Consider the following 23,601-nt stretch of genomic DNA (forward strand, 5'->3'; position numbering starts at 1 on the left):
CCGGGCAGCTGTCGCCGCGAGGCGGTGTACTGGGTAGGAAATGGCGGAGGAGCGGTCTTCCGAGGGCCACATAATGGATCTCGCCGCCACTATCCCCAGCTGCTATCCACAGCGTTATCCACAGCCGGCCGTCGCGAGGCTCTCCGGTGATCACAGGGATATCCACAGCGGCAGCGCTGAGCACCTGCGGTCACAGCAGCGACGGTTCCGCCGCGGCGGGGCTGACGGCAGTGTGCGTTCTGCGCGCAGAGCCAGCCCATTCGGCCGAATGCACAGCGTCATGAGGCCGCCGACGCTGCCGTCCGCAAGGTAGAACAAGTTCAGAATGAACGGACTCCACGAGTGGCTGGTCCATGTCTATCTGCGCTGCTATCACTCATCTGTGACCGGTCTGCCCGTCGCGCCGCCCGCTGGTACAAGGGACCTACGCACGTGCATGTCCTGGTCCTTGCCACCGATTCCTCACGCTCCTGAAAAGGCGTCATTTTGGGCGCACCAGCTGGCGACCGCTGCGCAGTTGACGGAGAGATCTTGCGCCAGCTCCGGAAGAGGAGCGTCCTCTCCAAAAGACAGCTCAGAGGCTGAGTGACGGCCCACCAGAGCGCGAGGACGGATGAGGGTCATTTCGGCGCGCCGAGCCGTCGCACGCCAGCGGCCAAACGCGTGCTTGGCAGTGCTGACACAACGTCCGCTGTTTCACGTGAAACGCTGCCGTGCACGCTCTCCGGCCGCCACGGTATACAGGCAATACCGCGAGTACCCACTATTCGCCGGAAACGACCGGGCAGATGTGGGCCTGAACCACTTTGGCGTCGACAGCGGTTTTATGGCTAACGGCCATAGCGCCGGCGCCGCGGCGTCGCGAAAGCCGGCGATTCGCTGCCCCATGCGAAAACAAGTCGACTCGGCCTACTGCCGGGATTGCTGGCAGGCTTCGAACAGCGCACGTTCATCGGCGAACGGCCGCATCATCCTAACCGGTGCCACCCGGGAGCGCGGCGCGGCCGTTTCACGTGAAACACCGAAGGGCTTCTCAACAGGTGAGCGGAAGGTGGGCGCAAATTGGAGCGATGCTCGTTGCTGCCCACGACAGAACAGCGACTTTTATGGAGCGGTGAGCACGGTGGGTCCGGAAGAAGACTGAGCCTCCTGCGTGCACTCGGCGCAATTCCAGTACACCTTCTTCCTTTGATCTGTAGCGGTCGGATCAGGAGCGGAACAGAAATGATGCAACCGCCGCGACAATCGAGTGGAGCACTGTCCAGCTCCCAGCTCTCACGCCAACCGCAGTCTGATGCCTGTCGAACCCATAAGCGGTCTGGCCTGCAGATGAGATGACTCTCATCCGCACCGTCAACCCGGTACCACCCCGTTACATGCAGGCGCCCTACCCCTCGAACGCGACAAGCACCGCCGGCAGCAACGTCATCACTCGTCACTGTGCGAAACCATAGAACGGTGACGAGACGGCGCGCCGTGTGCTTTTCTGACCGGTCGGCGCGCCGTGTGCGTTCTGACTAGTCGGCTCACCAGGGAAGTCGACCAGTCAGGCCCACTGTGCGCGGAGGGCGCGCTCCGCATCTTGGAGGGCGACCGGTACCGCAACGGTGATCCGAAAAGGTCAGCGGGGGTCGGATCCTGTCAGGAGAACGTCTTACCGGTGGCCGCAGCCAGGCGCAGGACACGACGACAAATTCCTGGCCCACCAGAGCAGGTACAGCACCGCCGATGAGTCAATCTTCTGAGAAATATGTCTGCGCAAAACGGGGCACAATGCACAGCCCCACAAACGGTGAAACTCACGATGAGCAGTTTTGCCGTCCAGTGCTGAGACGTGTCTCGGTAACAAGGGACGTCTTTGCGACTGCAGAGCCCCACATTGGCCGAGCCGCATCAGCCAAAAACAAGGCCCGTTTCACGTGAAACGGGCCCTGTGCGATGTCAGCGAGCAAAAACGCTATTCCTCTTCGGGGCTGATCAGCGTCATGATGCGGTTGAGATCCTCCACGGAGGCAAACTCGATGCTGACCTTGCCCTTCCGTGCTCCGAGGGTGATCTTCACGTTCGTGTCGAGACGATCCGCCAGATTCGAGGCCAAGAAGTCGAGCCGCTCGTGCCGGGCGTTGTTCCGCGTCGATGCGCGCCGCGCCTCCTGAGGCTCCTGATACAGGGCCACGGCTTCCTCGGTGGCGCGCACCGACAGACCCTCGGCAACAATCTTCTGAGCGATGCGCTCCATTGCAGCGTCGTCAGGCAGGGACAGGAGTGCCCTCGCATGGCCGGCGCTGAGCACGCCTGCGGCCACCCGACGCTGGACGAGCGGCGGAAGGCGGAGCAGCCGGATGGTGTTGGAGACCTGGGGCCGTGAGCGGCCGAGGCGATCCGCGAGCTCCTCGTGCGTAGTTCCGAAGTCCTGGAGGAGCTGCTGGTAGGCAGCTGCCTCTTCAAGGGGGTTCAGCTGGCTCCGGTGGAGGTTCTCGAGGAGCGCGTCGCGGAGCAGGGCGTCGTCACCTGTCTCGCGGACGATCGCCGGGATAGCGGTCAGTCCTGCGGCCTTCGCCGCCCGCCAGCGCCGCTCGCCCATGACGAGTTCATAGCTTTCGCTACCGGGCTCGGTTGACTTCCTGACAACGATCGGCTGCAGGATCCCGATCTCACGCACTGAGTGCACGAGCTCCGCCATGTCGTCCTCATCGAAGACCGTACGGGGCTGCTTCCGGTTGGGGTGGATGTCGTCCACGCCGACTTCGGCGAACTGGGCTCCCGGAACCTCGACGAGGTCGAGCTCGTCCTCCGCCGGTGCGCGCTTTGCCCGGGAACGGCCCGCGCGTGGCTGAGGCTGCCCGGGGGCCGATGAGTCGACCGCGGGGCTGTCCTCCCCGGGATCGGCGTCTGCGTCGACAGAGGAGGGCCCGGAGGCAGGAAGATCCGCAGACGACGCAGAGGACCCCGCAGTGCCCCGACTGTCACGGTCACCGGTCGAGGCCTGCGCGTCATCCATGGTCTCGGCATCAGGAGTCTCCGCCTGCTCCTGCGACCCCTGAGCGGTCCGGCGCCCCGTGTCGGGGAAGAACAGGTCGACGGGGCGCGACGGCGTCGTCGAGCCGCTAGCCGGGGCCGTGCTCGGGATGAGGGCTCCCAAGCCCCGGCCGAGTCCTCGGCGCTTCTCGCTCATAGCGGTTTCCTCCCTTGAGCCCGATCGCCCGGGCACTGGCTGTTCACAGGTGGTGCGAGACGGATGACCCGCCGACGAGCTAGCGTTCCGCGATCTCTGCCGCGGCCTCGAGGTACGACAATGCACCCGTCGACGTCGGATCGTAGGTCAGCACCGTCTGCTGGTAGCTGGGGGCTTCGGAAATCCGCACGGAACGCGGCACCACGGCCTCCAGGACCTGCTCGGGGAAATGCTCGCGCACCTCTGCCGCTACCTGGGCAGCGAGGTTCGTCCGACCGTCGTACATCGTCAGGAGGATCGTCGAGACGCGCAGGTCGGCGTTGAGGTGCTTCTGGATCATCTCGATGTTCTTGAGCAACTGGCTCAGTCCCTCGAGGGCGTAGTACTCGCACTGGATCGGGATCAGGACCTCGGTCGCAGCACAGAAGGCATTGACGGTGAGGAGGCCGAGGCTCGGCGGGCAGTCGATGAAGATGTAGTCGAGGCGTTCGAGGCCGGCCTTCTCACGCTCGGCGGCGTAGTTGTCGATGGCGCGGCGCAGACGCTGCTCGCGCGCCACCAGCGAGACCAGCTCGATCTCGGCACCTGCCAGGTGGATGGTCGCCGGCGCGCAGACCAGGTTCTCCACGTCGGGGCACGGGGCGACGACGTCCTTCAGCGGGGCATCGTTGATGAGGACGTCGTAGATGCTCTCGACTTCTGAGTGGTGCTCGATGCCGAGGGCGGTCGACGCGTTCCCCTGGGGGTCGATGTCGATCACGAGGACCTGCATCCCCGCGGAGGCCAGCGCCGCAGCAATGTTGACCGTGGTCGTGGTCTTCCCGACCCCGCCCTTCTGGTTGGACACGGTGAAGACGCGAGTTCGGTCCGGGCGGCGGAGCGTGCGTCCGCTAAGCCTCTCGCGGCGGCGCGCCTCGCTCGCGAGCTGGCTCGCGATCGGGCTGCCCTCGTCCAGGTTCTGGAGGAAGGACTGGGCATCGCCCCTCGGCGCGGCCAGGAGCTCTGCCGGAGCTGACGGTGGCTGAGGACCCACTTCCGCGGCTCCGCCGGCCGTGGCGCGCGCAGACCCCAGCGTCAAAAAGGGAGGTATGCGCTGGGCCGACGTCTCGCCACTGGTCACTGTCAACTCACTCTCGATTCGCGTCGATTGCCTCTCCCTAGACTAGCCGCTCAACCCGTCCTCCCGCGGGAGTTCAGGCCTCGCCGACGTCGATCCTCACAACGGTGGTCGGCTCTTCCAGCAGGCTCTCGCCCACGGTGTGCACGTCTACGGAATGGCCCCTGAACTTCCGGATGGCCTTGGCGGCCTTCTCCACTTCCTCCGCCGCGCTGCGCCCCTTGATCGCCACGAGGGTCCCGGACCCCCGCAGCAGCGGGAGCGTCATCGGCACCAGCGTGGAAAGCGCGGACACGGCACGGGCGGTGACGAAGCCGGCCTCCACCTCACCAGCCACCTGCTCGGCGCGCCCCCTCAGCACCGTGACGTTGCCAAGGCCCAGGTCGGCGACGACCTCTTCGAGCCACAGCACGCGCCGCTCGAGCGGCTCGATGAGCGTCAGGTGCAGATCGGGGCGCGCGATGGCGAGGCACAGGCCGGGAAGCCCTGCCCCGCTCCCGACATCTGCGACCCGGGCCCCCGGAGGGAACTCGGACTCGATGACGGCACAGTTGAGCACATGCCTGCTCCACAGTCGCGGGACCTCCCGCGGGCCGATCAGGCCGCGCTCGAGGCCGGACGTGGCGAGGTGGTCCACATAGCGGCGCGCGAGGTCGAGGCGGTCACCGAACAGGTGCTCGGCGGCGGCCAGATCGCGCCCGGCCAGTTCGGGCACACCGCCGACTGCGGCCTCAGCGGACGACTTCTCGGCCACGGCGTTCAGTCGGCGGAGACGACGATGTGCCGCGCGGCGCCCTCGCCCTCCGACTCGCTCGTGAATCCGAGGTCTGCCACGGCGTCGTGCACGATCTTGCGCTCATACGAGCTCATCGGCTCGAGGTGGACGGTCGGCTCGCCGGCCTTGACCCGCTCGACGGCCTGCTCGGCGAGCTCCTGCAGGCGCACCGACCGCTCGCCGCGGTAGCCGTTGATGTCCAGGACGAGCCGCGAGCGGTTGCCGGTGGCGGAGAGCACGGACAGGCGGGTGAGCTCCTGGAGGGCCTCCAGGACCTCGCCGTCAGCCCCCACGAGCGTGTCGAGGCCCTCGGCCTCGTCGTCGCCGACCACCGAAAGGTAAGTCCGGCCGTTGCGGACCTCGATGTCGATGTCACCGTCGATATCGGCGATGTCGAGGAGTTCTTCAAGGTAGTCGGCGGCGACGTCGCCCTCCTCCTCGAGCCGGCTGAGCGGCGTCTCGGAGCCGGCGGCCTCGGCGTCGTGGTCCTCGGGAAGGTTCACGGCAGTGCTCTCGGAGGTCATGACTTCTTCTTCCTGTTCTTCCGCTGCGGCTGCTGGCGCTGCGTCTTGGGCTCCGGCGGGGGCGGGATGTCCTCGGGACGCATGACCTTGCCCGTGGTGACGTCGATCGGGGCGAGGCCCTTCGCAGCCCGGCGCTCGTTGAGGGCGCGCGCCGCCGGGGAACCGGGAGCGGGCATCCGGCGGATCACGTAGAACTGCTGGCCCATGGTCCACAGGTTGGAGATCGTCCAGTAGATCAGGACGCCGATCGGGAAGTTGATGCCGCCGATGCCGAAGACGAGCGGGAGGATGTAGAGCAGGATCTTCTGCTGGCGCATGAACGGGCTGGCCATGGCCGCATCGGACATGTTCTTCGCCATGATCTGCTTCTGGGTGATGAACTGCGAGGCCGTCATCGCCACGATCATCAGGATCGAGAGGATGGCCACGGCGACCGCGTCGCCGCCGCCCCCGTGCAGCAGCGAGGCGGAGAGCGGTGCCCCCAGGATGCTCGAGTTGTGGAACTGCTCGACCTGGTCGTGGGTCATCGCACCGATGCCCGTGTTGTTCGCCTGCGCGTTGCTGATCCCCGAGAGCACGCGGAAGAGCCCGAAGAAGAACGGCATCTGGATCAGCATGGGCAGGCAGGCCGAGAACGGGTTGGTCCCGTGCTGCTTGTAGAGCGCCATCTGCTCCTGGGCCATGGCCTGCCGCGAGAGCTGGTCGGTCTTGCCCTTGTACTTCGCCTGGAGCTTCTGGAGGTCGGGCTGCAGGAGCTGCATGCCCCGCTGAGCCTTGATCTGCTTGACGAAGACCGGGATCAGTGCGCCGCGGATCACCAGGACGAGCCCGATGATGGAGAACGTCCACGTCCAGCCGCTCGCTGCGGGCAGGCCGATGAAGGACAGGGCCTCGTGGAAGGCCACCATGACGAAGGAGACCAGCCACTCGAAGGGCAGAAGTATTGTCCCTAGAGGGTCCATGCGTTTTCCCTGTTCCTCATGTCAATTGCTCGTGTCATTGGGGCGCGGACCCTCAGGGCCAGCGTCGGTCCAGAAGCGGTCCGGGTGGTTCAGCACGACGATCCGCGGGATGCGGTCGTCGGGCCAGTGGCGATGGCCTTCCGGGACCGGATCGATGCCCCCGGCGTTCCAGGGATGGCATCGGACCAGCCGGCGCACCGCCAGATACGATCCTCGCACAGCGCCGTGCACCGTGACGGCCTCGAGCGCGTACGCCGAGCAGGAGGGGAAGAACCGGCACACCTGCCCGTACAGCGGGGACACGATGGCGCGGTAGGCCTTCAGCAGCAGGATGAGCGCGTGCTGCGGGAGGGTCCAGACGAAACGGCCGACGGCGGCCGCCCACCTCAGGAGCACAGCTCGCCGCGCGCCGGCGGGCATCTCAGCCACCGCTGCCATCCGCTGTCCTCTCCCGCCCGGCGGCCCCGTCGGGGCTGGTGCCCCGATCGAGGCGGCGCAGGGCTGCGCCGAGCGCCGATTCGTAGTCCGTGCTGAGGTCGTCCCAGCTCGCCGTCGACGATGCGGGCAGTGCGCGCACGACGACGTCGAGCCCCACGGGCCGCCCGCGTACCGTCGAGGCAGCAGCCTCCCTCAGCCTCCGTTTAACGAGGTTGCGGGTGACTGCGTTCCCCACGGCCTTGGACACGATGAAGCCGAACCGGCTCGCCCGTCCATCGTTGGGGGCCGCATACAGCACGACGTTCCGGCGCCCTTGGCGGACGCCGGAACGTACGGTATGCGTAAAGTCCGCGCCGGAGCGCAGGCGATGGGCCGCGGCGAGCATCAGTCCGCCATCAGCGCGTGCCCGCGATCCGACCCGGCCGAGTCAGGACTCAGGCCGAGAGCTCAACGCGGCCCTTGGACCGGCGCGCAGCCAGGATGGCGCGGCCGGCGCGGGTGCGCATCCGCAGACGGAAGCCGTGCTTCTTGGCACGACGGCGGTTGTTCGGCTGAAAAGTCCGCTTGCTCACTTCTCTCACTCCAGTAGATCGAGCGCGTCTGCCGGACGGGTCGAAGTGCTGGCGGACGCTATGTATTCAGGGCCTGCCGCCCCCGCCGCGCCTCATGCCGGCATCCGCAGCACGAGCACCCGATGAAGGGCTGTGCGTGGGGCGTGCCGAGGGCATGCGACAGGAGAAGTAGGCAGACACAAAGGACTTAACGACGTTAGGGCACGGCAAGGGGCGGCGTCAATTCGCCGTACCAGTCCTCGGCGGCGCCAGCGCAGCCGGACTCCTCGTGGGGAGGTTGTCCCCAGCTGTGGCCAACTCCACTCACAGGCCTGTGGACAGCGCCCTTGCGCGGCCCCCGCGGAGAACTTCACCAGTGTAATTCCTCGGCCCGCCGATGCCAGCTATCTTCTGGGTTGTCCCATCCTCTAGTCTGTTCGAGCGCCCTCCTCCACGCCTGTGGGTATCCCTGTGGATGAAACAAGCGGTTCAGAGGATGCCGGCGCACTGACGGGGGTGAAACGCCTCCCTGCCCGCGTCCGGTTCGCCCCCGGTCATCGTCGCGTCACGGACGCCGGGGCAGCGACGGCGTGAGAAGCGAAGCAGGCAGGTAGAGGAGCACATGGGACCAGAGGAAGCCAACGAAGCCAACACCCTTGGCAGTTCGTGGCGCCGCGTGGTGCGCCTCCTCGAGGAGGATGACCGGGTCTCGCCGCGCCAGCGCGGATTCGTCTCGCTGGCGCAGGCGCAGGGGCTCATCGGCTCAACCCTCCTCGTCGCCGTCCCCAACGAGCTCACCCGCGAGGTCCTGCAGGGCCAGATCAAGTCCGCCCTCGACGACGCCCTCCGGTCCGTCTTCTCCGAGGACATCCGGTGCGCGATCGACGTCGACACCGATCTGGTCCCGGTGCGCGCCGAGACGTTCGAGCCGGTCAAGCGGCCTGAGATCCGGGAGGCCATCCGCGAGGAGCTGCGCCCGGCGCCGACGCCGCCGAGCACGTCCCAGGAGGTCAGTCGCCTCAACCCGAAGTACGTGTTCGACACGTTCGTGATCGGCGCCTCCAACCGCTTCGCGCATGCGGCGGCGGTCGCGGTGGCGGAGGCACCGGCCAAGGCGTACAACCCGCTGTTCATCTACGGCGACTCCGGCCTCGGCAAGACACACCTGCTGCACGCGATCGGCCACTATGCCCGCCGCCTCTACAACGGCATCCGCGTGCGGTATGTGAACTCCGAGGAGTTCACGAACGACTTCATCAACTCCATCCGCGACGACGAGGGCACGAGCTTCAAGACCACGTACCGGAACGTGGACCTGCTCCTGATCGACGACATCCAGTTCCTCGCCGGCCGCACGGGGACCATGGAGGAGTTCTTCCACACGTTCAACGCCCTGCACAACAGCAACAAGCAGGTCGTCATCACCTCGGACCAGCCCCCCAAGGCCCTGCACGGCTTCGAGGACCGGATGAAGTCCCGCTTCGAGTGGGGCCTCCTGACCGACATCCAGCCGCCGGACCTCGAGACCCGTATCGCGATCCTCCGCAAGAAGGCCAACAGCGAGGGCCTCTCCGCGCCGGACGACGCGCTCGAGTACATCGCGTCGCGCATCTCGGCGAACATCCGCGAGCTCGAGGGCGCCCTGATCCGCGTGACGGCCTTTGCGAGCCTGAACAAGCAGCCGGTCGACGTCGCGCTGGCCGAGATGGTCCTCAAGGACCTCATCACCGACGAGTCCGCCCTGGAGATCACGGCAGAGCAGATCCTGACGGAGACCGCGGCGTACTTCAAGCTCACGGTCGACGAGCTCAACAGCAAGTCCCGCACGCGCACACTCGTCACGGCCCGCCAGATCGCGATGTACCTGTGCCGCGAGCTCACAGACATGTCGCTGCCGAAGATCGGGCAGGTCCTCGGCGGCCGCGACCACACCACTGTCATCCACGCCGACCGGAAGATCCGGGAGCTGATGGCCGAGCGGCGCGCGATCTACAACCAGGTGACGGAACTGACGAACAAGATCAAGCAGGCCCAGCGGGGTCTGTAGCCGGCGGGGGCCTCGCGCCTGCGCGTGCCTTATTAACAGGCACCTGTGGACAAGGCTGTGGATGGTTAAGTGCACATCCTGCCGGCATGGGCTTAAAACCCTCAGGACCGCTGTGGAGAGTCGGAATGACACGAATCCGGGCGTCCACAGCCCACCCTCAGGCTCTCCGCTCTGGATCAACACCGGATGAACAGGCCAGTTCCGCGGCCGTCCGCGGCCAGAGCCGGTTATCCACAGTTTCCACAGCACTTATTAACACCACCAATTACAAGAATCTTCAGGCAGTTAGCCAACAGTTGCCCTTCCCCGCCCGGACGGCACTCCCCTGGGGCCAGCCACCCAGCCGAGCCGGGTCCAGGCCGGCTTGAATCCGTGAGCACCCATGGGGCTAAGCTGTGCTCAACGCTTGCTGTGGGTCCGCAGCCTCGAACCGAGGCCTTCGCCGGGCCCGGCCGGCACCCCTGAACGTGTGCCCCCGCGGCCAATGAGACAGCGATGAAAGGCGGAACGCGTCCGTGAAGTTCCGAGTCGAACGGGATGTCCTCACCGAGGCCGTGAGCTGGGCGGCCCGCTCGCTCTCTCCGCGTCCCCCTGTGCCCGTCCTGGCCGGCCTGCTGCTCAAGGCACACGACGGCGTCGTGAGCCTCAGCAGCTTCGACTACGAGACGTCCGCCCGCCTCGAGATCCCGGCCGAGATCCGCGAGGAGGGCACCATCCTCGTCTCCGGCCGGCTCCTCGCGGACATCTGCCGCAGCCTTCCCGCCGCCCCGGTGGATGTCGAGACCGACGGCACCAAGGTCACCCTCACGTGCCGCCGCAGCTCGTTCCACCTCGCCACGATGCCCGAGGCCGAGTACCCGCCCCTGCCGGGGCTCCCCGCCATCCTCGGATCCGTCTCGGGTGACACGTTCGCGAAGGGCGTGGCCCAGGTGACCATCGCCGCGAGCAAGGACGACACCCTGCCCATCCTCACCGGCGTGCGGATGGAGATCGAGAACGAGCTCATCACCCTGCTCGCCACCGACCGCTACCGCCTCGCAATGCGCGAGATCCCGTGGAAGCCCGCTAGCCCCGGGACCTCCACCGCCGCCCTCGTGAAGGCCAAGACGCTCAGCGAGGTCGCCAAGACGCTGGGCGGCTCCGGCGAGCTGAACCTCGCCCTGGCGGACGACGACTCCCGGCTCATCGGCTTCGAGAGCGGCGGCCGCACCACCACCTCGCTCCTGGTCGACGGCGACTACCCGAAGATCCGGTCGCTCTTCCCGGAGTCCACCCCGATCCACGCCGTGGTCGCGACGCAGGAGCTCGTCGAGGCCGTGCGCCGCGTCTCGCTCGTGGCGGAGCGGAACACCCCGGTCCGCCTCGCGTTCACGGACGGTCTCGTGACCCTCGACGCCGGGACCGGCGAAGACGCCCAGGCCTCGGAGGAGCTCGAGGCGAAGCTCGACGGCGAGGCGATCACCGTCGCCTTCAACCCGCACTACCTCATCGAAGGCCTGGCCGTCATCGAGACGCCGTTCGTGCGCTTCTCGTTCACGAGTGCCCCGAAGCCTGCGATGATCACCGCCCAGCGTGAGCTCGACGGCGACGACGAGATCGACTACCGGTACCTCGTCATGCCCGTGCGCCTGCCGAACTGACCGGGTCCGGCAGCCCCCGCCGCTCACGACGACCACAGCCCCACGAAGGGAGACCCGGCTATGCACATCGGACTCATCGGCCTCGGCAAGATGGGCTTCAACATGCGCGAGCGGCTCCGCCGCGCGGGCATCGAGGTCACCGGCTTCGACCGCAACCCCGAGGTCTCGGACGCCGCATCCGTCGACGAGCTCGTGACCGCACTGCCGACGCCGCGCATCGTGTGGGTCATGGTGCCCTCCGGCACTGTCACCGACGCCGTCGTGGCCGACCTCGCCGAGAAGCTCCAGGCGGGCGACCTCGTCATCGACGGGGGCAACTCGCGCTTCACGGAGGACCAGCGGCACGCCGAGCAGCTCGCGCAGAAGGGGATCCGCTTCCTCGACTGCGGCGTCTCCGGCGGCGTGTGGGGACTCGAGAACGGCTACGGGCTCATGGTCGGCGGCGATGCGGCGGATGTCGAGCGGGCGCTTCCGGTCTTCGACGCGCTCCGTCCGGAGGGCGAGCGGGCCGATGGCTTCGTCCATGTGGGCGGCACGGGGGCGGGCCACTACGCCAAGATGGTCCACAACGGCATCGAGTACGGGCTCATGCAGTCCTACGCAGAGGGCTACCAGCTGCTGGCCGCCAAGGACATCATCACCGACCTGCCGGGGACCTTCCGGGCATGGCAGAAGGGCACCGTGGTGCGCTCGTGGCTGCTCGACCTGCTGGTCAAGGCGCTCGAGGAGGACCCAGGCCTGGCGAACATCGACGACTACGTCGAGGATTCGGGCGAGGGCCGCTGGACGGTCGAGGAGGCGATCGCCAACGCGGTGCCTGCCCCCGCGATCACCGCGGCGCTCTTCGCGCGCTTCGAGTCCCGTGAGGACTCCTCCCCCGCGATGAAGATGGTCTCGGCCCTCCGCCACCAGTTCGGCGGGCACGCGACGCGCCCGGCGAAGTAGAGCGGAGCCCCGCCGACCGGTGTACGCCGAACGCCTCTCCCTGACCGACTTCCGCTCCTACGCCCAGCTCGACCTCGAGCTGTCCCCAGGTGCGACGGTCCTCGTGGGCCAGAACGGGGTCGGCAAGACCAACCTCGTGGAAGCGCTCGGGATGCTCTCGACGCTCAGCTCCCACCGGGTCAGCTCGGACGCTCCCCTCGTGCGCTTCGGCGCCGAGCGCGCACTGGTCCGCGCCGCCTTCGTGCGGGGAACCCAGCGCTCGGCGCTCGAACTCGAGATCAACCCCGGGCGCGCCAACCGCGGCCGCATCAACCGCGGGGCCACGATCCGCGCCAGGGACCTCCTCGGGATCGCCCGCACCGTCCTGTTCGCCCCCGAGGACCTCGCGCTCGTCAAGGGCGACCCCTCGTCCCGGCGCCGCTTCCTCGACGAGCTCCTCACGGTGCTCCTGCCCCACCTCGCGGGGACGCGCGCGGACTACGACCGCGTGCTCAAACAGCGCAACGCGCTCCTGAAGAGCGCCCGGGCCGCGAGGTTCTCGCGCCGGGGCGGCCCCGACGCCCGTGACGCCTCGGGCGGGGCCAGCGTCGAGTCGACGCTCGAGGTGTGGGACACGCACTTGGCCCAGGCCGGAGCACGCCTGCTGGCGGCACGGGTCGCGCTCGTCGGACGCCTCGCCCCGCACCTCGATGCCGCCTACGCCCAGCTGACGGACGGATCGAAGGTGACCCGCGCCGTCTACCGCTCGAGCGTCGAGGGTGCGGTCCCCGACGCGGAGGAGGATGCGGACGACGCCGGCCACGCGCCGTCGTCCTTCGGGGAACCGCCGGCGGCGGGCGGCTCCCCGGGTCTCGCCGGCCTCGGCGTCGACGAGATCGCCGAGCGCTTCCTCGCCGCCCTGGCGGCGGCGCGCCCACGCGAGCTCGAGCGGGGCCTGACGCTCGTGGGCCCGCACCGCGACGACCTCGAGCTCCTTCTGGGTGAGGCGCCCGCGAAGGGGTTCGCCTCCCACGGCGAGACCTGGTCGTTCGCGCTCGCGCTGCGCCTCGCCTCCTACTACGTGATGCTCGACGACTCGGCCGTGCCGGGAGACGAGCCCATCCTCATCCTCGACGACGTGTTCGCCGAGCTCGACGCGACGCGGAGGGCCCGGCTCGCCGCGATCGTGGCGAAGGCGGAGCAGGTCCTCGTCACGGCCGCGGTCGACGCCGACATTCCGCCCGAGCTGGGCGGGCGGCGGATCCGCGTGTTCCCCGGCGCTGTCGACGACGGCGACGCCGCGCGCCCGGAGCACGGGGATGCCTGAGGAGACGGGCCCCGGGCTCCCCGACGGGATCGATGCCGCCCGCACCGCCCTCAACCGGGTGCGCCAGGCCGCCCAGGCGCGTGGCGAGGTCCGCGTCCGTGCCACGGGCCCGCTCGTGGCGGATCCCAACGCCCCCCGGCCGCGGACCCGTCAGCGGCCGGCGGCCGGCTACAGCGGGCGCGACCCGCAGGGACTCGGCAGCGTGGTCAGCCGCATGGTCGCCGAGCGCGGCTGGAACTCCCCCGTGTCCGTCGGGTCGGTCATGTCCCGGTGGGCGCAGCTCGTGGGGCCGGAGATCTCGGCGCACTGCACGCCGGAGAGCTTCGAGGGCACCGAGCTGCGCGTCCGCTGCGACTCCACGGCGTGGGCCACCCAGCTCCGCCTCCTGGCCCCCCGCCTCATGGACCGCTTCCGGCGCGAGCTCGGGGACGGGATCGTCACGAAGATCCATGTGCTGGGCCCCTCGGCGCCGAGCTGGCGGAAGGGACCCCGCCATGTCCGCGGGCGAGGACCACGCGACACGTACGGGTGAGGAGGGGCGGATCCCGTGGACGGCGCGTATGGCGCTCGGCAGCCCGGGACCCGCACTCCCCCTTGGAAGGCCTCCATTGCGAGTCGCCACGAGCCGCTTGCGCGCCTCCCAGAGGCAATCGGGGTGCCGTTGTCGGCCCCCGCGCGCGGGAACCGGTAGAATTGACACGTTAAGCCTGCCGAACGGAAGAGGGGTCGAGAACGCCTGTGGCTGACGAGAGTCCAGTGGACCCAAACACCCAGCAGAACGAGTACGAGCCCAGCGGGCAGCAGGTTCCATCGCAGCCCTCCGGATCCAGCCCCGAAACCCGTGAATACGGGGCGAGCAGCATCACCGTGCTCGAAGGCCTCGAAGCCGTCCGCAAGCGGCCGGGCATGTACATCGGCTCCACCGGGCCCCGTGGCCTCCACCACCTCGTGTACGAGGTCGTGGACAACTCGGTCGACGAGGCGCTGGCCGGGTACTGCGACCACATCCAGGTCACGCTCCAGGACGACGGCGGCGTGCGGGTCGAGGACAACGGCCGCGGCATCCCCGTCGACATCCATCCCACCGAGGGCAGGCCCACCGTCGAGGTCGTCATGACGATCCTGCACGCCGGCGGCAAGTTCGGCGGCGGCGGGTACAGCGTCTCCGGCGGCCTCCACGGCGTCGGCATCTCCGTGGTCAACGCGCTCTCGACCCGTGTGGAGACCGAGGTGCGGCGGCAGGGCCACGCCTGGCGCATGTCCTTCCGCGATGGAGGCCACCCGGTCGGCGACCTCATCGAGGGCGAGGCGACGGACTCCACCGGAACCATCCAGACCTTCTACCCGGATCCGTCGATCTTCGAGAGCACGGAATTCGACTTCGAGACCCTCCGCGCCCGGTTCCAGCAGATGGCCTTCCTCAACAAGGGCCTGCGCATCACCCTCACGGACGAGCGGCGTGGCGAGGAGGAGGAGAGCGAGGTCGCCGGCGAGAGCGCCGAGGCCGGCATCCCCGCCGAGGAGGCCAAGTCCACTCCCACCCGCCGGGTGGTCGACTACAAGTACGACGACGGCCTGCTCGACTACGTCAAGCACCTGAACTCCTCGAAGAAGATCGAGGTGATCCACGAGGAGGTCATCGCGTTCGAGAGCACGGACCACGAGCGCAAGATGGCCCTCGAGGTCGCGATGCAGTGGACCACCGCCTACGCGGAGTCGGTGCACACGTACGCGAACACGATCAACACCCACGAGGGCGGCACCCACGAGGAGGGCTTCCGCGCGGCGATGACCTCGCTCGTGAACCGCTACGCGCGCGAGAAGGGCATCCTCAAGGACAAGGACGACAACCTCAGCGGCGAGGACGTGCGCGAGGGCCTCACCGCCGTGGTCAGCATCAAGCTCGCCGAGCCGCAGTTCGAGGGCCAGACCAAGACCAAACTCGGGAACTCCGAGGCCAAGGGCTTCGTCCAGCGCGTGGTGACCGACCAGCTCGGCGACTGGCTCGAGCGCAACCCGGGCCCCGCCAAGGACGTGATCCGCAAGGCCATCCAGGCTTCACAGGCCCGCATGGCCGCCCGGAAGGCCCGCGACAACGCCCGCCGCAAGAGCCCGCTCGAGTCCTTCGGGATGCCGGGCAAGCTCTCGGACTGCTCGAGCAAGGACCCCTCGCGCTGCGAGGTCTACATCGTGGAGGGCGACTCGGCCGGCGGCTCCGCCAAGCGCGGGCGCAACCCCGAGACCCAGGCGATCCTGCCGCTGCGCGGCAAGATCCTCAACGTGGAGCGCGCGCGCCTCGACAAGGCGCTCGGCAACGCCGAGGTCCAGTCGATGATCACCGCGTTCGGCTCGGGGATCGGCGAGGACTTCGACATCGCCAAGCTCCGCTACCACAAGATCGTGCTCATGGCCGATGCCGACGTGGACGGCCAGCACATCACCACGCTGCTGCTGACCCTGCTGTTCCGGTACATGCGCCCGCTCATCGACAACGGCTACGTCTACCTCGCGCAGCCGCCGCTCTACCGCATCAAGTGGTCCAACCACGCCCACGACTACGTGTTCAGCGACCGGGAGCGGGACGAGGCGATCCGGACGGGCCTAGCCAACGGCCAGCGGCTGCCCAAGGAGAACGGCATCCAGCGCTACAAGGGCCTCGGCGAGATGGACTACACCGAGCTGTGGGACACCACCATGGACCCCGACCGGCGCACGCTGCTGCAGGTGACCATGGAGGACGCCGCAGCCGCGGACCAGACCTTCACCGTCCTGATGGGCGACGACGTCGAGTCCCGGCGCCACTTCATCCAGCAGAACGCCAAGGACGTCCGCTTCCTGGACATCTGATCTCGGGTCGGAAAGCAATTAGAGGAGAGAATCTTTGAGCGACGAGACTCCCGAGGACCCCACCGCGGGCACGCCGGGAACCGACCCGACGGCCTTCGTGCCTGAGGGCCCCGCCGAAGGCGACCGCGTCGAGCAGGTCGACCTCCAGACGGAGATGCAGCGGTCCTACCTCGACTACGCGATGGCCGTGATCGTGGGCCGGGCGCTGCCGGACGTGCGCGATGGGCTCAAGCCCGTCCACCGCCGCGTGCTGTACGCGATGTTCGACGGCGGCTACCGCCCCGACCGCGCGTTCAACAAGTGCGCCCGCGTGGTCGGCGACGTCATGGGCACGTACCACCCGCACGGCGACATGGCGATCTACGACGCCCTGGTCCGCCTCATCCAGGACTGGGTGATGCGGTACCCGCTCGCCCTCGGGCAGGGCAACTTCGGCTCCCCCGGCAACGACGGCGCCGCGGCCCCGCGGTACACCGAGACCAAGATGGCCCAGCTGGCCATGGAGATGGTCCGGGACATCGACGAGGAGACCGTCGACTTCCAGGACAACTACGACGGCAAGAACCAGGAGCCCACGGTCCTGCCGGCGCGGTTCCCGAACCTGCTGGTCAACGGCTCCTCCGGCATCGCCGTCGGCATGGCCACCAACATCCCGCCGCACAACCTGCGCGAGGTCGCGGATGGGGTGCAGTGGTACCTGCAGAATCCCGAGGCGACCCGGGAGGAGCTCCTCGAGGCCCTCCTGCTGCGCATCAAGGGCCCGGACTTCCCCACCGGGGCGACCATCCTCGGGCGCCGCGGCATCGAGGACGCCTACCGGACCGGCCGCGGCTCGATCACGATGCGCGCCGTGGTCAACGTCGAGGAGATCCAGGGCCGCACGTGCCTCGTGGTGACCGAGCTGCCCTACATGGCGAACCCGGACAACCTCGCGATGAAGATCGCGGAGCTCGTCAAGGACGGCAAGATCTCCGGCATCGCGGACCTCCGCGACGAGACCTCGGGCCGCACCGGCCAGCGCCTCGTGATCGTGCTCAAGCGCGACGCCGTGGCGAAGGTCGTGCTGAACAACCTCTACAAGCACACGCAGCTGCAGGACAACTTCGCGGCGAACATGCTCGCGATCGTCGACGGCGTGCCGCGCACCCTCTCGCTCGACGCGTTCGTGCGGCACTGGGTCACGCACCAGATCGACGTGATCGTCCGGCGCACCCGGTTCCGGCTGCGCAAGGCCGAGGAGGAGATCCACATCCTCCGCGGCCTGCTCAAGGCGCTGGACATGCTCGACGAGGTCATCGCCCTCATCCGCCGCTCCCCCACAGTCGAGCAGGCGCGCGACGGGCTCATGGAGCTGCTCGACATCGACGAGATCCAGGCCCGGGCGATCCTCGACATGCAGCTGCGCCGCCTCGCGGCCCTCGAGCGGCAGAAGATCCAGGACCGCAACGACGAGCTCGAGGCGCTCATCGCCGAGTACAACGCGATCCTCGCCGATCCTGCGCGCCAGCGGCAGATCATCTCCGAGGAGCTCAACGGGATCGTCGAGAAGCATGGCGACGACCGCCGCACGCGCATCGTCGCTGGCTTCGACGGCGACATGAGCGTCGAGGACCTCATCCCCGAGGAGGAGATGGTCGTCACCATCACCCGCGGCGGCTACGTCAAGCGCACCCGCAGCGACCAGTACCGCCAGCAGCACCGCGGCGGCAAGGGCGTCCGGGGCGCGCAGCTGCGCGGGGACGACGTCGTGGAGCACTTCTTCGTCACGACGACCCACCACTGGCTCCTGTTCTTCACCAACCTCGGCCGCGTGTACCGGGCGAAGGCCTACGAGCTCGCCGAGGGCGGCCGCGACGCCAAGGGCCAGCACGTGGCGAACCTGCTCGCGTTCCAGCCCGACGAGCGGATCGCCCAGGTCCTGGACCTGCGGGACTACCAGCAGGCGCCGTACCTGGTCCTCGCGACCAAGGCCGGGCTCGTGAAGAAGACCCGGCTCGAGGACTACGACACCAACCGCTCCGCCGGCGTGATCGCCATCAACCTGCGCGACGGCGACGAGCTCGTCTCGGCGCAGATCGTCTCGGAGGACGACGACCTCATGCTCGTCTCCCGGCACGGCCAGTCCGTGCGCTTCACCGCGGACGACGACGCCCTGCGTCCCATGGGGCGGGCGACCAGCGGCGTGACGGGCATGAAGTTCCGTGACGACGACGAGCTGCTCGCCGCGGACGTCGTCGCCGAGGGCTCGTACGTCTTCATCGTCACCGAGGCCGGATACGCCAAGAAGACCAGTGTCGAGGAGTACCGCCGGCAGGGCCGCGGCGGCCTCGGCATCAAGGTCGGGAAGTACGCCGAAGGCCGCGGGCACCTCATGGGGGCCCTGATCGTCACCGACGAGGACGAGGTCCTGGTGGTCATGGGCGGCGGCCGCGTGGTCCGCTCCACGGTGTCCGGGGTCCCGGCCACCGGGCGCGACACGATGGGCGTCATCTTCGCCAAGCCGGACAAGGGCGACCGGATCATCGCGGTCGCCAAGAACAGCGAGCGTTCGCTCGCGGTGGAAGGCGACGAGGCGGAGGAGGGAGCCGAGGGCACTCCCGAGGGTGCTCCCGGCACTGAGGAGGAGGCAGCGGTGGAGGCTCATGCCGTAACGTTGTCCCCAGACTCTGACCAGACTCCGGGAGGTAACGAGTGAGCACGCCCGAGAACACGCCGTCGTCCGGGGGCTATCCGCAGGCCGCGTCCCCGTCACGGCCGCCGCAGCGTCCCACGGTGCCGCCCCAGTCGGCGAACTCCGCGGGACAGCGGCCGGGAGGCCGCCCCGCGGAGCGTCCGCTCACCGCGGCCGCGGCGCAGCGTGCCGCCACCGCGCAGCAGCGCCCCGTCGGCCCGGGCCAGCGTCCCGGCCAGGCAGGCCTCGTCCGGCCGGCGCCGAAGGCCAAGCAGCGCCGTGCGCGCCTGATCGTGAGCAAGGTCGACACGTGGTCCGTGCTCAAGATGTCCTTCCTGCTCTCGGTGGCGCTCGGCATCGTCACGGTCGTCGCATCGATCGTGCTGTGGATGGTCCTCGACGTCACCGGCATCTTCGACAAGATCAACGGCCTCCTGGGCGAGATCGGCGGCTCGGAGAGCGGCGGCGCCCTCGACCTGAAGAAGATCGCCTCGCTCGGCCAGGTGGCCTCGTTCGCGACCATCATCGCCGTGGTCAACGTGGTGCTGCTGACCGCGCTGTCGATGCTCACGGCCGTGCTGTACAACATCTCGGCCACCCTCGTGGGCGGCGTCGGAGTGACCCTCACCGACGACTGAGGGGGATTTGGCCGCGGGCCGAGGTGTGCTGTAGAGTCATATCTCGGCCCGAGGGCCACTGAGGGCGTATAGCTCAGGCGGTTAGAGCGCTTCGCTGATAACGAAGAGGTCCCAGGTTCAAGTCCTGGTACGCCCACGGATCCTGGTATCCGAACCATGTGGAGGTGCCCGTGAAGAGACTGATTGCGATCGCAGTCGCTGCTCTCGCGGGTGCCTTCCTGTATCGGAAGGCCAAGGAGTCCGAGGCCCAGAAGGGCATCTGGAGCGGCTCGACGGACAAGGTCGAGTAGCACCGCTCCAGAGAACACGGGGGCATGGCGCAATTGGTAGCGCACCTGCTTTGCAAGCAGGGGGTTAGGGGTTCGAGTCCCCTTGCCTCCACCGTGAGATGAAGAGAGGAAGCCAGGCGTTCTGAACGCCTGGCTTCCTTTTTTTCCGCTGGACCTGTGCCACAGCCGTGACGTGCGTCCGGCCGCACCCGCGGGAGGCCCGAGTCGGCCGCGTCTATCGCCGATGGCCCCCCCCAGAGCACCACGATGCGACGAGTGCTTGCCTCCGCTCGTCACCTGTTCTATAACTCCTATATCAAAGGCGGAAGGCGGGAGCGATGATCCTCACCGTCGACCTCGACAGCGAGGTGCCGATCTATCAGCAGCTCCGCGACCAGATCGTCGAGGCGATCGCACGGGGCGTGCTGACCGAGGGCAGCTCACTGCCGTCCACGCGAGCGCTCGCCGCGGACTTCGGGATCAACTTCCACACGGTGAACAAGGCCTACGACCTCCTGCGCCAGCAGGGCCTGATCCGGCTCAACCGCAAGACCGGTGCGGTCGTGGCTCTGACCGACGCGGGCGCGCCGTTCCGCACAGAGTGGACCGCGAGGGCGCGGACCTTGCTGGCAGAGGCCATCGCCAGGGGATTGCCGGCCGAGGAGGTCCTCGCGACCTGTCGGTCCGTGCTCGATTCGTTCGGTTCCACCCCGCCAGAGGAGATGCCATGACCATTGCCATCGTCCTGAGCTCGGTGCTGTCGGCACTGGTGCTGGCAGTCGCCCTCGCGCTTCCCTCGATCAACAGTCCGACGGTGCCCTTCGGCGTGCGGGTGCCGGTGCACCATGCCGACGACCCGACGGTGCAGCGGCAGACCCGCATCTACCGATGGCGGGTATCGGCCAGCTGGATCGTCGCGGCCGCGGTCGGCGTCGCCCTCTACAGCCTGACAGGCGAGACACTCACACTGTCGCTGTCGGTGCTGCTTCTCGTCGGATTCTGGTACGGCTGCTTCTTCCTGGCCAATCGCGAGATCCGTGCGGCCAAGGCTGCCGAGGGATGGTACGAGGGCCTTCACCAGGGCATCGCCGTGGACACCGGACTGCGGACCGCCCCTCCGCGGTTTCCGTGGCTCTGGTTGGCGCCCGCACTGATCGTCACGGTGGCAACCGTGGTGATCGGTGTGCTCAGCTACCCGTCTATGCCTGAGGTGCTCGCCGTGCACTACGCGAAGGGCGTGCCCAACCGGTTGGCGTCCAAATCGGTGGGCGCAGCCTTCTCGCTGGTGTTCGTGCAGATCGGCATTACCGCACTGCTCGCCGGTATGGCAGGGGCCATCATCTTCCGCAGCCGTCCGGACATCGACCCAGCACACCCGAGCGGGTCCGCGCGCTGGCACCGCCACTACGTGGTGCTGGGCGCCAGGGCCCTGCTCGGGCTGGCCGCGATGATCGACGTCGGGATGCTGGGATCATCGTTGCTGATGTGGACCGGGACGGCCACCCCATGGGCGCATGCTGTGGTCGCACTCCCGATCCTGGCCGCTGTCGCGGTGGCCGCCGTGGTCCTGGCCCGGAACAATCGCGAGCCGGATGCGGGCGACGAGGACACCGGCCTATCCCACCGGGACGATGACAGGTACTGGCGCGGCGGACTGTTCTACATCAACCGCGAAGACCCCGCGCTGATGGTTCCTCGCCGGTTCGGTCTGGGGTGGACGCTCAATTTCGGCAATCCCACGACAGCGATGCTCGCGGCCGGCGTGGTCGCGCTGATTGGCCTCGTGATCACGCTCCGTTTCGAGGGTTGACCCCGGCAGGTCACCTGGGTCACGCGCGGCTGCCATACCGCCCGGCACTAGAGTGGGCTGGTGATCCCCCTCCTCGTGGTGCTCGGAGTGCTCGGCGTCTCTGCCTCCGGCCCGCTCATCGCCGGAACGCTCGCGGGAACCTCGGTCACCGCGCTCGCCATCGCGTTCTGGCGCAACGCGATCGCCTCACTCGTCATGGCGGCGCCGGTCGCCGTGCGGAGCCCGGGCCAGTTCCGCCGGCTCACCCGCAGGGACCTGCTCTGGTCCTCCCTGGCCGGCGTGGCGCTCGCCTTCCACTTCGTGTGCTTCATCGTGTCCTTGACGCTGACATCGGTCGCGGCGTCCACGGCCCTCGTGTGCCTCCAGTCGGGGTGGATCGCGGTCTTCTCGGTGCTGCGCGGCCGCAAGCTCCCCGTGCCCGTGCTTGCAGGACTCGGGCTCGCGTTCCTCGGCGTTGTCGCCATCACGGGGCTGGACCTCGGCTCCTCCCACGAGGCGGCACTCGGAGACCTCCTCGCGGTCGCGGGAGGCATCCTCGCCGGCCTCTACACGATGGCCGGCGGCAAGGCCCGGCAGACCATGGGCACGGGAACCTACACGGCGCTCTGCTATGGGGTGTGCGCCGCGCTCGTGGCCGTCATGGCCCTCGCGACCGGCGAGCGGCTCACCGGATTCGAGCCCGCGGGGTGGGCGGGCATCCTCGCGATCACGGCCGCCGCCCAGCTGGTCGGCCACACGGCGTTCAACCACCTCGTCGCAACCCTGAGCCCGCTCGTCGTCTCGATGTTCATCCTGCTCGAGATCCCCGGCGCGGCGCTCCTGGCCGCCGTGTTCCTCGGGGAGGTGCTGCCGGGCGGGACCTACGCGGGGCTGGGGCTCATCCTCGCAGGGCTCGCCGTCGTCGTCTCCGGCCAGCGGCGCACCCGGCGCGAGCCGCGGGTCGCGCCGGAGCTCGGGGCGGACTGACGCTAGACGCCACCGCGCTTGACCGGCGGCTGGTTGGCCGAGTGGATGGCGCGCAGGAGCTTGGCCGGGTAGTACACCGAGAAGATCACCGCCATGGGGGCGCGCAGCGCGATCTTCTTGATGTTGTGCGCCTTGTACGTCCGGTCGAAGCGCTGCACGTAGTACCGGTAGTCCTTGGGCGAGTCCTCGAGGCGCCGGGCAGACATCCCCGAGACCATGTCGGGCCAGTACTGGATCTTGAGCCCACGCTCCGCGAGGTGCAGGGACAGGTCGATGTCCTCGTGCATCTCGTCCTTCTCGTCCCGGCACGTCGAGTCCCGGATGGACTCCCACGCCGTGCGCCGGATGGCCATGTTGGAGCCGAACAGGAAGTGGTACTCGTGCCGCGAGAGCTTCAGGAGCAGCTGGCGCACCTTGTCGTCGGCCTTGAGGCCGAACCGCCGCATCGGCATGTCGTAGTAGATCACGGGGCCCGTCGCCGCCTGGACCGTGCTGTCCATGAAGGCCCGCTGGACCTCCTCGACCCAGTCCGGCTCGAGGAGCGAGTCAGCATCGATGCGGCCGATGACGTCCCCCGTGGCCGCGTCGAGGCCGAAGTTGCGGGTCGGGATGAGCCCCTGATCGCGGTCCTGGGTGAGGAGGATGATCCGGGACTCCGGGTACTCGGACTGCAGCTGGCACACGATCTGCGCCGTCGAGTCCTTCGACATGTTGTCGACCACGATGATCTCGTGCGCCGGGACGGACTGGTAGATGGCCGCCGTGACGCACTGGCGGATCACGCTCTCCTCGTTGTACGCCGGCACGACGATGGACACGCTCGGCGGTTCGGGAGCAGCCGTCGTGGCGGGGAGCGCAGGGTCCTGGGACATCACCACAAATCTAGCAAAGGGCTCCGGCGCCAGGGGGGCGCGCCCGGC

21 protein-coding genes and 2 tRNA genes are annotated in these 23,601 nt (G+C 68.4%); 14 read left to right on the plus strand and 9 right to left on the minus strand.

Going from position 1 to position 23,601, the window contains the following annotated elements:
- Positions 1-1,957 precede the first annotated feature (1,957 nt).
- From J2W20_RS13200 to rpmH, 8 genes are all read right to left on the minus strand, one after another.
- On the minus strand, positions 1,958-3,175 hold the full coding sequence (locus tag J2W20_RS13200; protein ID WP_307007135.1) for a ParB/RepB/Spo0J family partition protein: 1,218 nt from the start codon (positions 3,173-3,175) through the stop codon (positions 1,958-1,960).
- A 79-nt stretch (positions 3,176-3,254) separates the two neighbouring features.
- Positions 3,255-4,130, minus strand: a complete 876-nt coding sequence (locus J2W20_RS13205; RefSeq protein ID WP_373458020.1) for a ParA family protein — start codon at positions 4,128-4,130, stop codon at positions 3,255-3,257.
- A gap of 238 nt (positions 4,131-4,368) precedes the next feature.
- The gene (gene rsmG, locus J2W20_RS13210) at positions 4,369-5,007 is read right to left on the minus strand and encodes a 16S rRNA (guanine(527)-N(7))-methyltransferase RsmG (RefSeq protein ID WP_307007255.1); all 639 of its coding nucleotides are present in this window, start codon (positions 5,005-5,007) and stop codon (positions 4,369-4,371) included.
- A gap of 44 nt (positions 5,008-5,051) precedes the next feature.
- Complete coding sequence (locus tag J2W20_RS13215; protein ID WP_307007137.1) at positions 5,052-5,591, minus strand: Jag family protein; 540 nt, start codon at positions 5,589-5,591, stop codon at positions 5,052-5,054.
- Entirely contained in the window at positions 5,588-6,553 is a 966-nt protein-coding gene (yidC, locus tag J2W20_RS13220) for a membrane protein insertase YidC (protein WP_307007138.1), read from the minus strand. Before yidC ends, J2W20_RS13215 begins: the two co-directional genes overlap by 4 nt.
- 21 nt (positions 6,554-6,574) lie before the next feature.
- On the minus strand, positions 6,575-6,991 hold the full coding sequence (yidD, locus tag J2W20_RS13225) for a membrane protein insertion efficiency factor YidD (RefSeq protein WP_373458016.1): 417 nt from the start codon (positions 6,989-6,991) through the stop codon (positions 6,575-6,577).
- On the minus strand, positions 6,975-7,376 hold the full coding sequence (gene rnpA / locus J2W20_RS13230) for a ribonuclease P protein component (protein ID WP_307007139.1): 402 nt from the start codon (positions 7,374-7,376) through the stop codon (positions 6,975-6,977). Before rnpA ends, yidD begins: the two co-directional genes overlap by 17 nt.
- Positions 7,377-7,425: 49 nt before the next feature.
- Positions 7,426-7,563, minus strand: a complete 138-nt coding sequence (rpmH, locus tag J2W20_RS13235; RefSeq protein WP_074588526.1) for a 50S ribosomal protein L34 — start codon at positions 7,561-7,563, stop codon at positions 7,426-7,428.
- A gap of 601 nt (positions 7,564-8,164) precedes the next feature.
- Here rpmH and dnaA point away from each other — a divergent pair.
- The 14 genes from dnaA (at position 8,165) to J2W20_RS13305 (ending at position 22,681) form a co-directional block, all read left to right on the plus strand.
- A complete protein-coding gene (gene dnaA, locus J2W20_RS13240; protein WP_307007140.1) occupies positions 8,165-9,589 on the plus strand; it encodes a chromosomal replication initiator protein DnaA in 1,425 nt (474 codons plus the stop codon).
- Positions 9,590-10,104: 515 nt separating this feature from the next.
- Entirely contained in the window at positions 10,105-11,229 is a 1,125-nt protein-coding gene (dnaN, locus tag J2W20_RS13245) for a DNA polymerase III subunit beta (protein WP_307007141.1), read from the plus strand.
- Between the two features lie 60 nt (positions 11,230-11,289).
- Positions 11,290-12,174 carry a phosphogluconate dehydrogenase (NAD(+)-dependent, decarboxylating) gene (gnd, locus tag J2W20_RS13250; RefSeq protein WP_307007142.1) on the plus strand — a complete coding sequence of 295 codons (885 nt, stop codon included), beginning with the start codon at positions 11,290-11,292 and terminating at the stop codon, positions 12,172-12,174.
- 19 nt (positions 12,175-12,193) lie between these two features.
- On the plus strand, positions 12,194-13,480 hold the full coding sequence (gene recF / locus J2W20_RS13255; protein ID WP_307007143.1) for a DNA replication/repair protein RecF: 1,287 nt from the start codon (positions 12,194-12,196) through the stop codon (positions 13,478-13,480).
- A complete protein-coding gene (locus tag J2W20_RS13260; RefSeq protein ID WP_307007144.1) occupies positions 13,473-14,012 on the plus strand; it encodes a DUF721 domain-containing protein in 540 nt (179 codons plus the stop codon). Before recF ends, J2W20_RS13260 begins: the two co-directional genes overlap by 8 nt.
- Positions 14,013-14,347: 335 nt before the next feature.
- Positions 14,348-16,327 carry a DNA topoisomerase (ATP-hydrolyzing) subunit B gene (gyrB, locus tag J2W20_RS13265; RefSeq protein ID WP_373458021.1) on the plus strand — a complete coding sequence of 660 codons (1,980 nt, stop codon included), beginning with the start codon at positions 14,348-14,350 and terminating at the stop codon, positions 16,325-16,327.
- Between the two features lie 34 nt (positions 16,328-16,361).
- Positions 16,362-19,022, plus strand: coding sequence for a DNA gyrase subunit A (gene gyrA / locus J2W20_RS13270; protein ID WP_307007146.1), 2,661 nt, complete (start codon positions 16,362-16,364; stop codon positions 19,020-19,022).
- Positions 19,019-19,636: a DUF3566 domain-containing protein gene (locus J2W20_RS13275; RefSeq protein ID WP_373458017.1), complete on the plus strand. Its 618-nt coding sequence runs from the start codon at positions 19,019-19,021 to the stop codon at positions 19,634-19,636. The genes gyrA and J2W20_RS13275 overlap by 4 nt, the downstream gene beginning before the upstream one ends.
- A gap of 62 nt (positions 19,637-19,698) precedes the next feature.
- Positions 19,699-19,772: transfer RNA gene (locus tag J2W20_RS13280), tRNA-Ile, on the plus strand.
- A 34-nt stretch (positions 19,773-19,806) separates the two neighbouring features.
- On the plus strand, positions 19,807-19,926 hold the full coding sequence (locus tag J2W20_RS13285; protein ID WP_307007147.1) for a DLW-39 family protein: 120 nt from the start codon (positions 19,807-19,809) through the stop codon (positions 19,924-19,926).
- Between the two features lie 18 nt (positions 19,927-19,944).
- Positions 19,945-20,017: transfer RNA gene (locus tag J2W20_RS13290), tRNA-Ala, on the plus strand.
- 226 nt (positions 20,018-20,243) lie between these two features.
- A complete protein-coding gene (locus J2W20_RS13295; protein WP_307007148.1) occupies positions 20,244-20,636 on the plus strand; it encodes a GntR family transcriptional regulator in 393 nt (130 codons plus the stop codon).
- Positions 20,633-21,715 (plus strand): DUF1648 domain-containing protein, encoded by a 1,083-nt coding sequence (locus J2W20_RS13300; RefSeq protein WP_307007149.1) that lies wholly within the window; start codon positions 20,633-20,635, stop codon positions 21,713-21,715. Before J2W20_RS13295 ends, J2W20_RS13300 begins: the two co-directional genes overlap by 4 nt.
- A gap of 60 nt (positions 21,716-21,775) precedes the next feature.
- Positions 21,776-22,681: a DMT family transporter gene (locus J2W20_RS13305; protein WP_307007150.1), complete on the plus strand. Its 906-nt coding sequence runs from the start codon at positions 21,776-21,778 to the stop codon at positions 22,679-22,681.
- A gap of 2 nt (positions 22,682-22,683) precedes the next feature.
- Here the strand turns inward: J2W20_RS13305 and J2W20_RS13310 are convergent, their stop codons facing one another.
- Entirely contained in the window at positions 22,684-23,553 is an 870-nt protein-coding gene (locus J2W20_RS13310) for a glycosyltransferase (protein ID WP_307007151.1), read from the minus strand.
- Between the last annotated feature and the right edge of the window lie 48 nt (positions 23,554-23,601).

This window comes from Sinomonas atrocyanea (genome assembly GCF_030812675.1).
Classification (GTDB): Bacteria; Actinomycetota; Actinomycetes; order Actinomycetales; family Micrococcaceae; genus Sinomonas; species Sinomonas atrocyanea_B.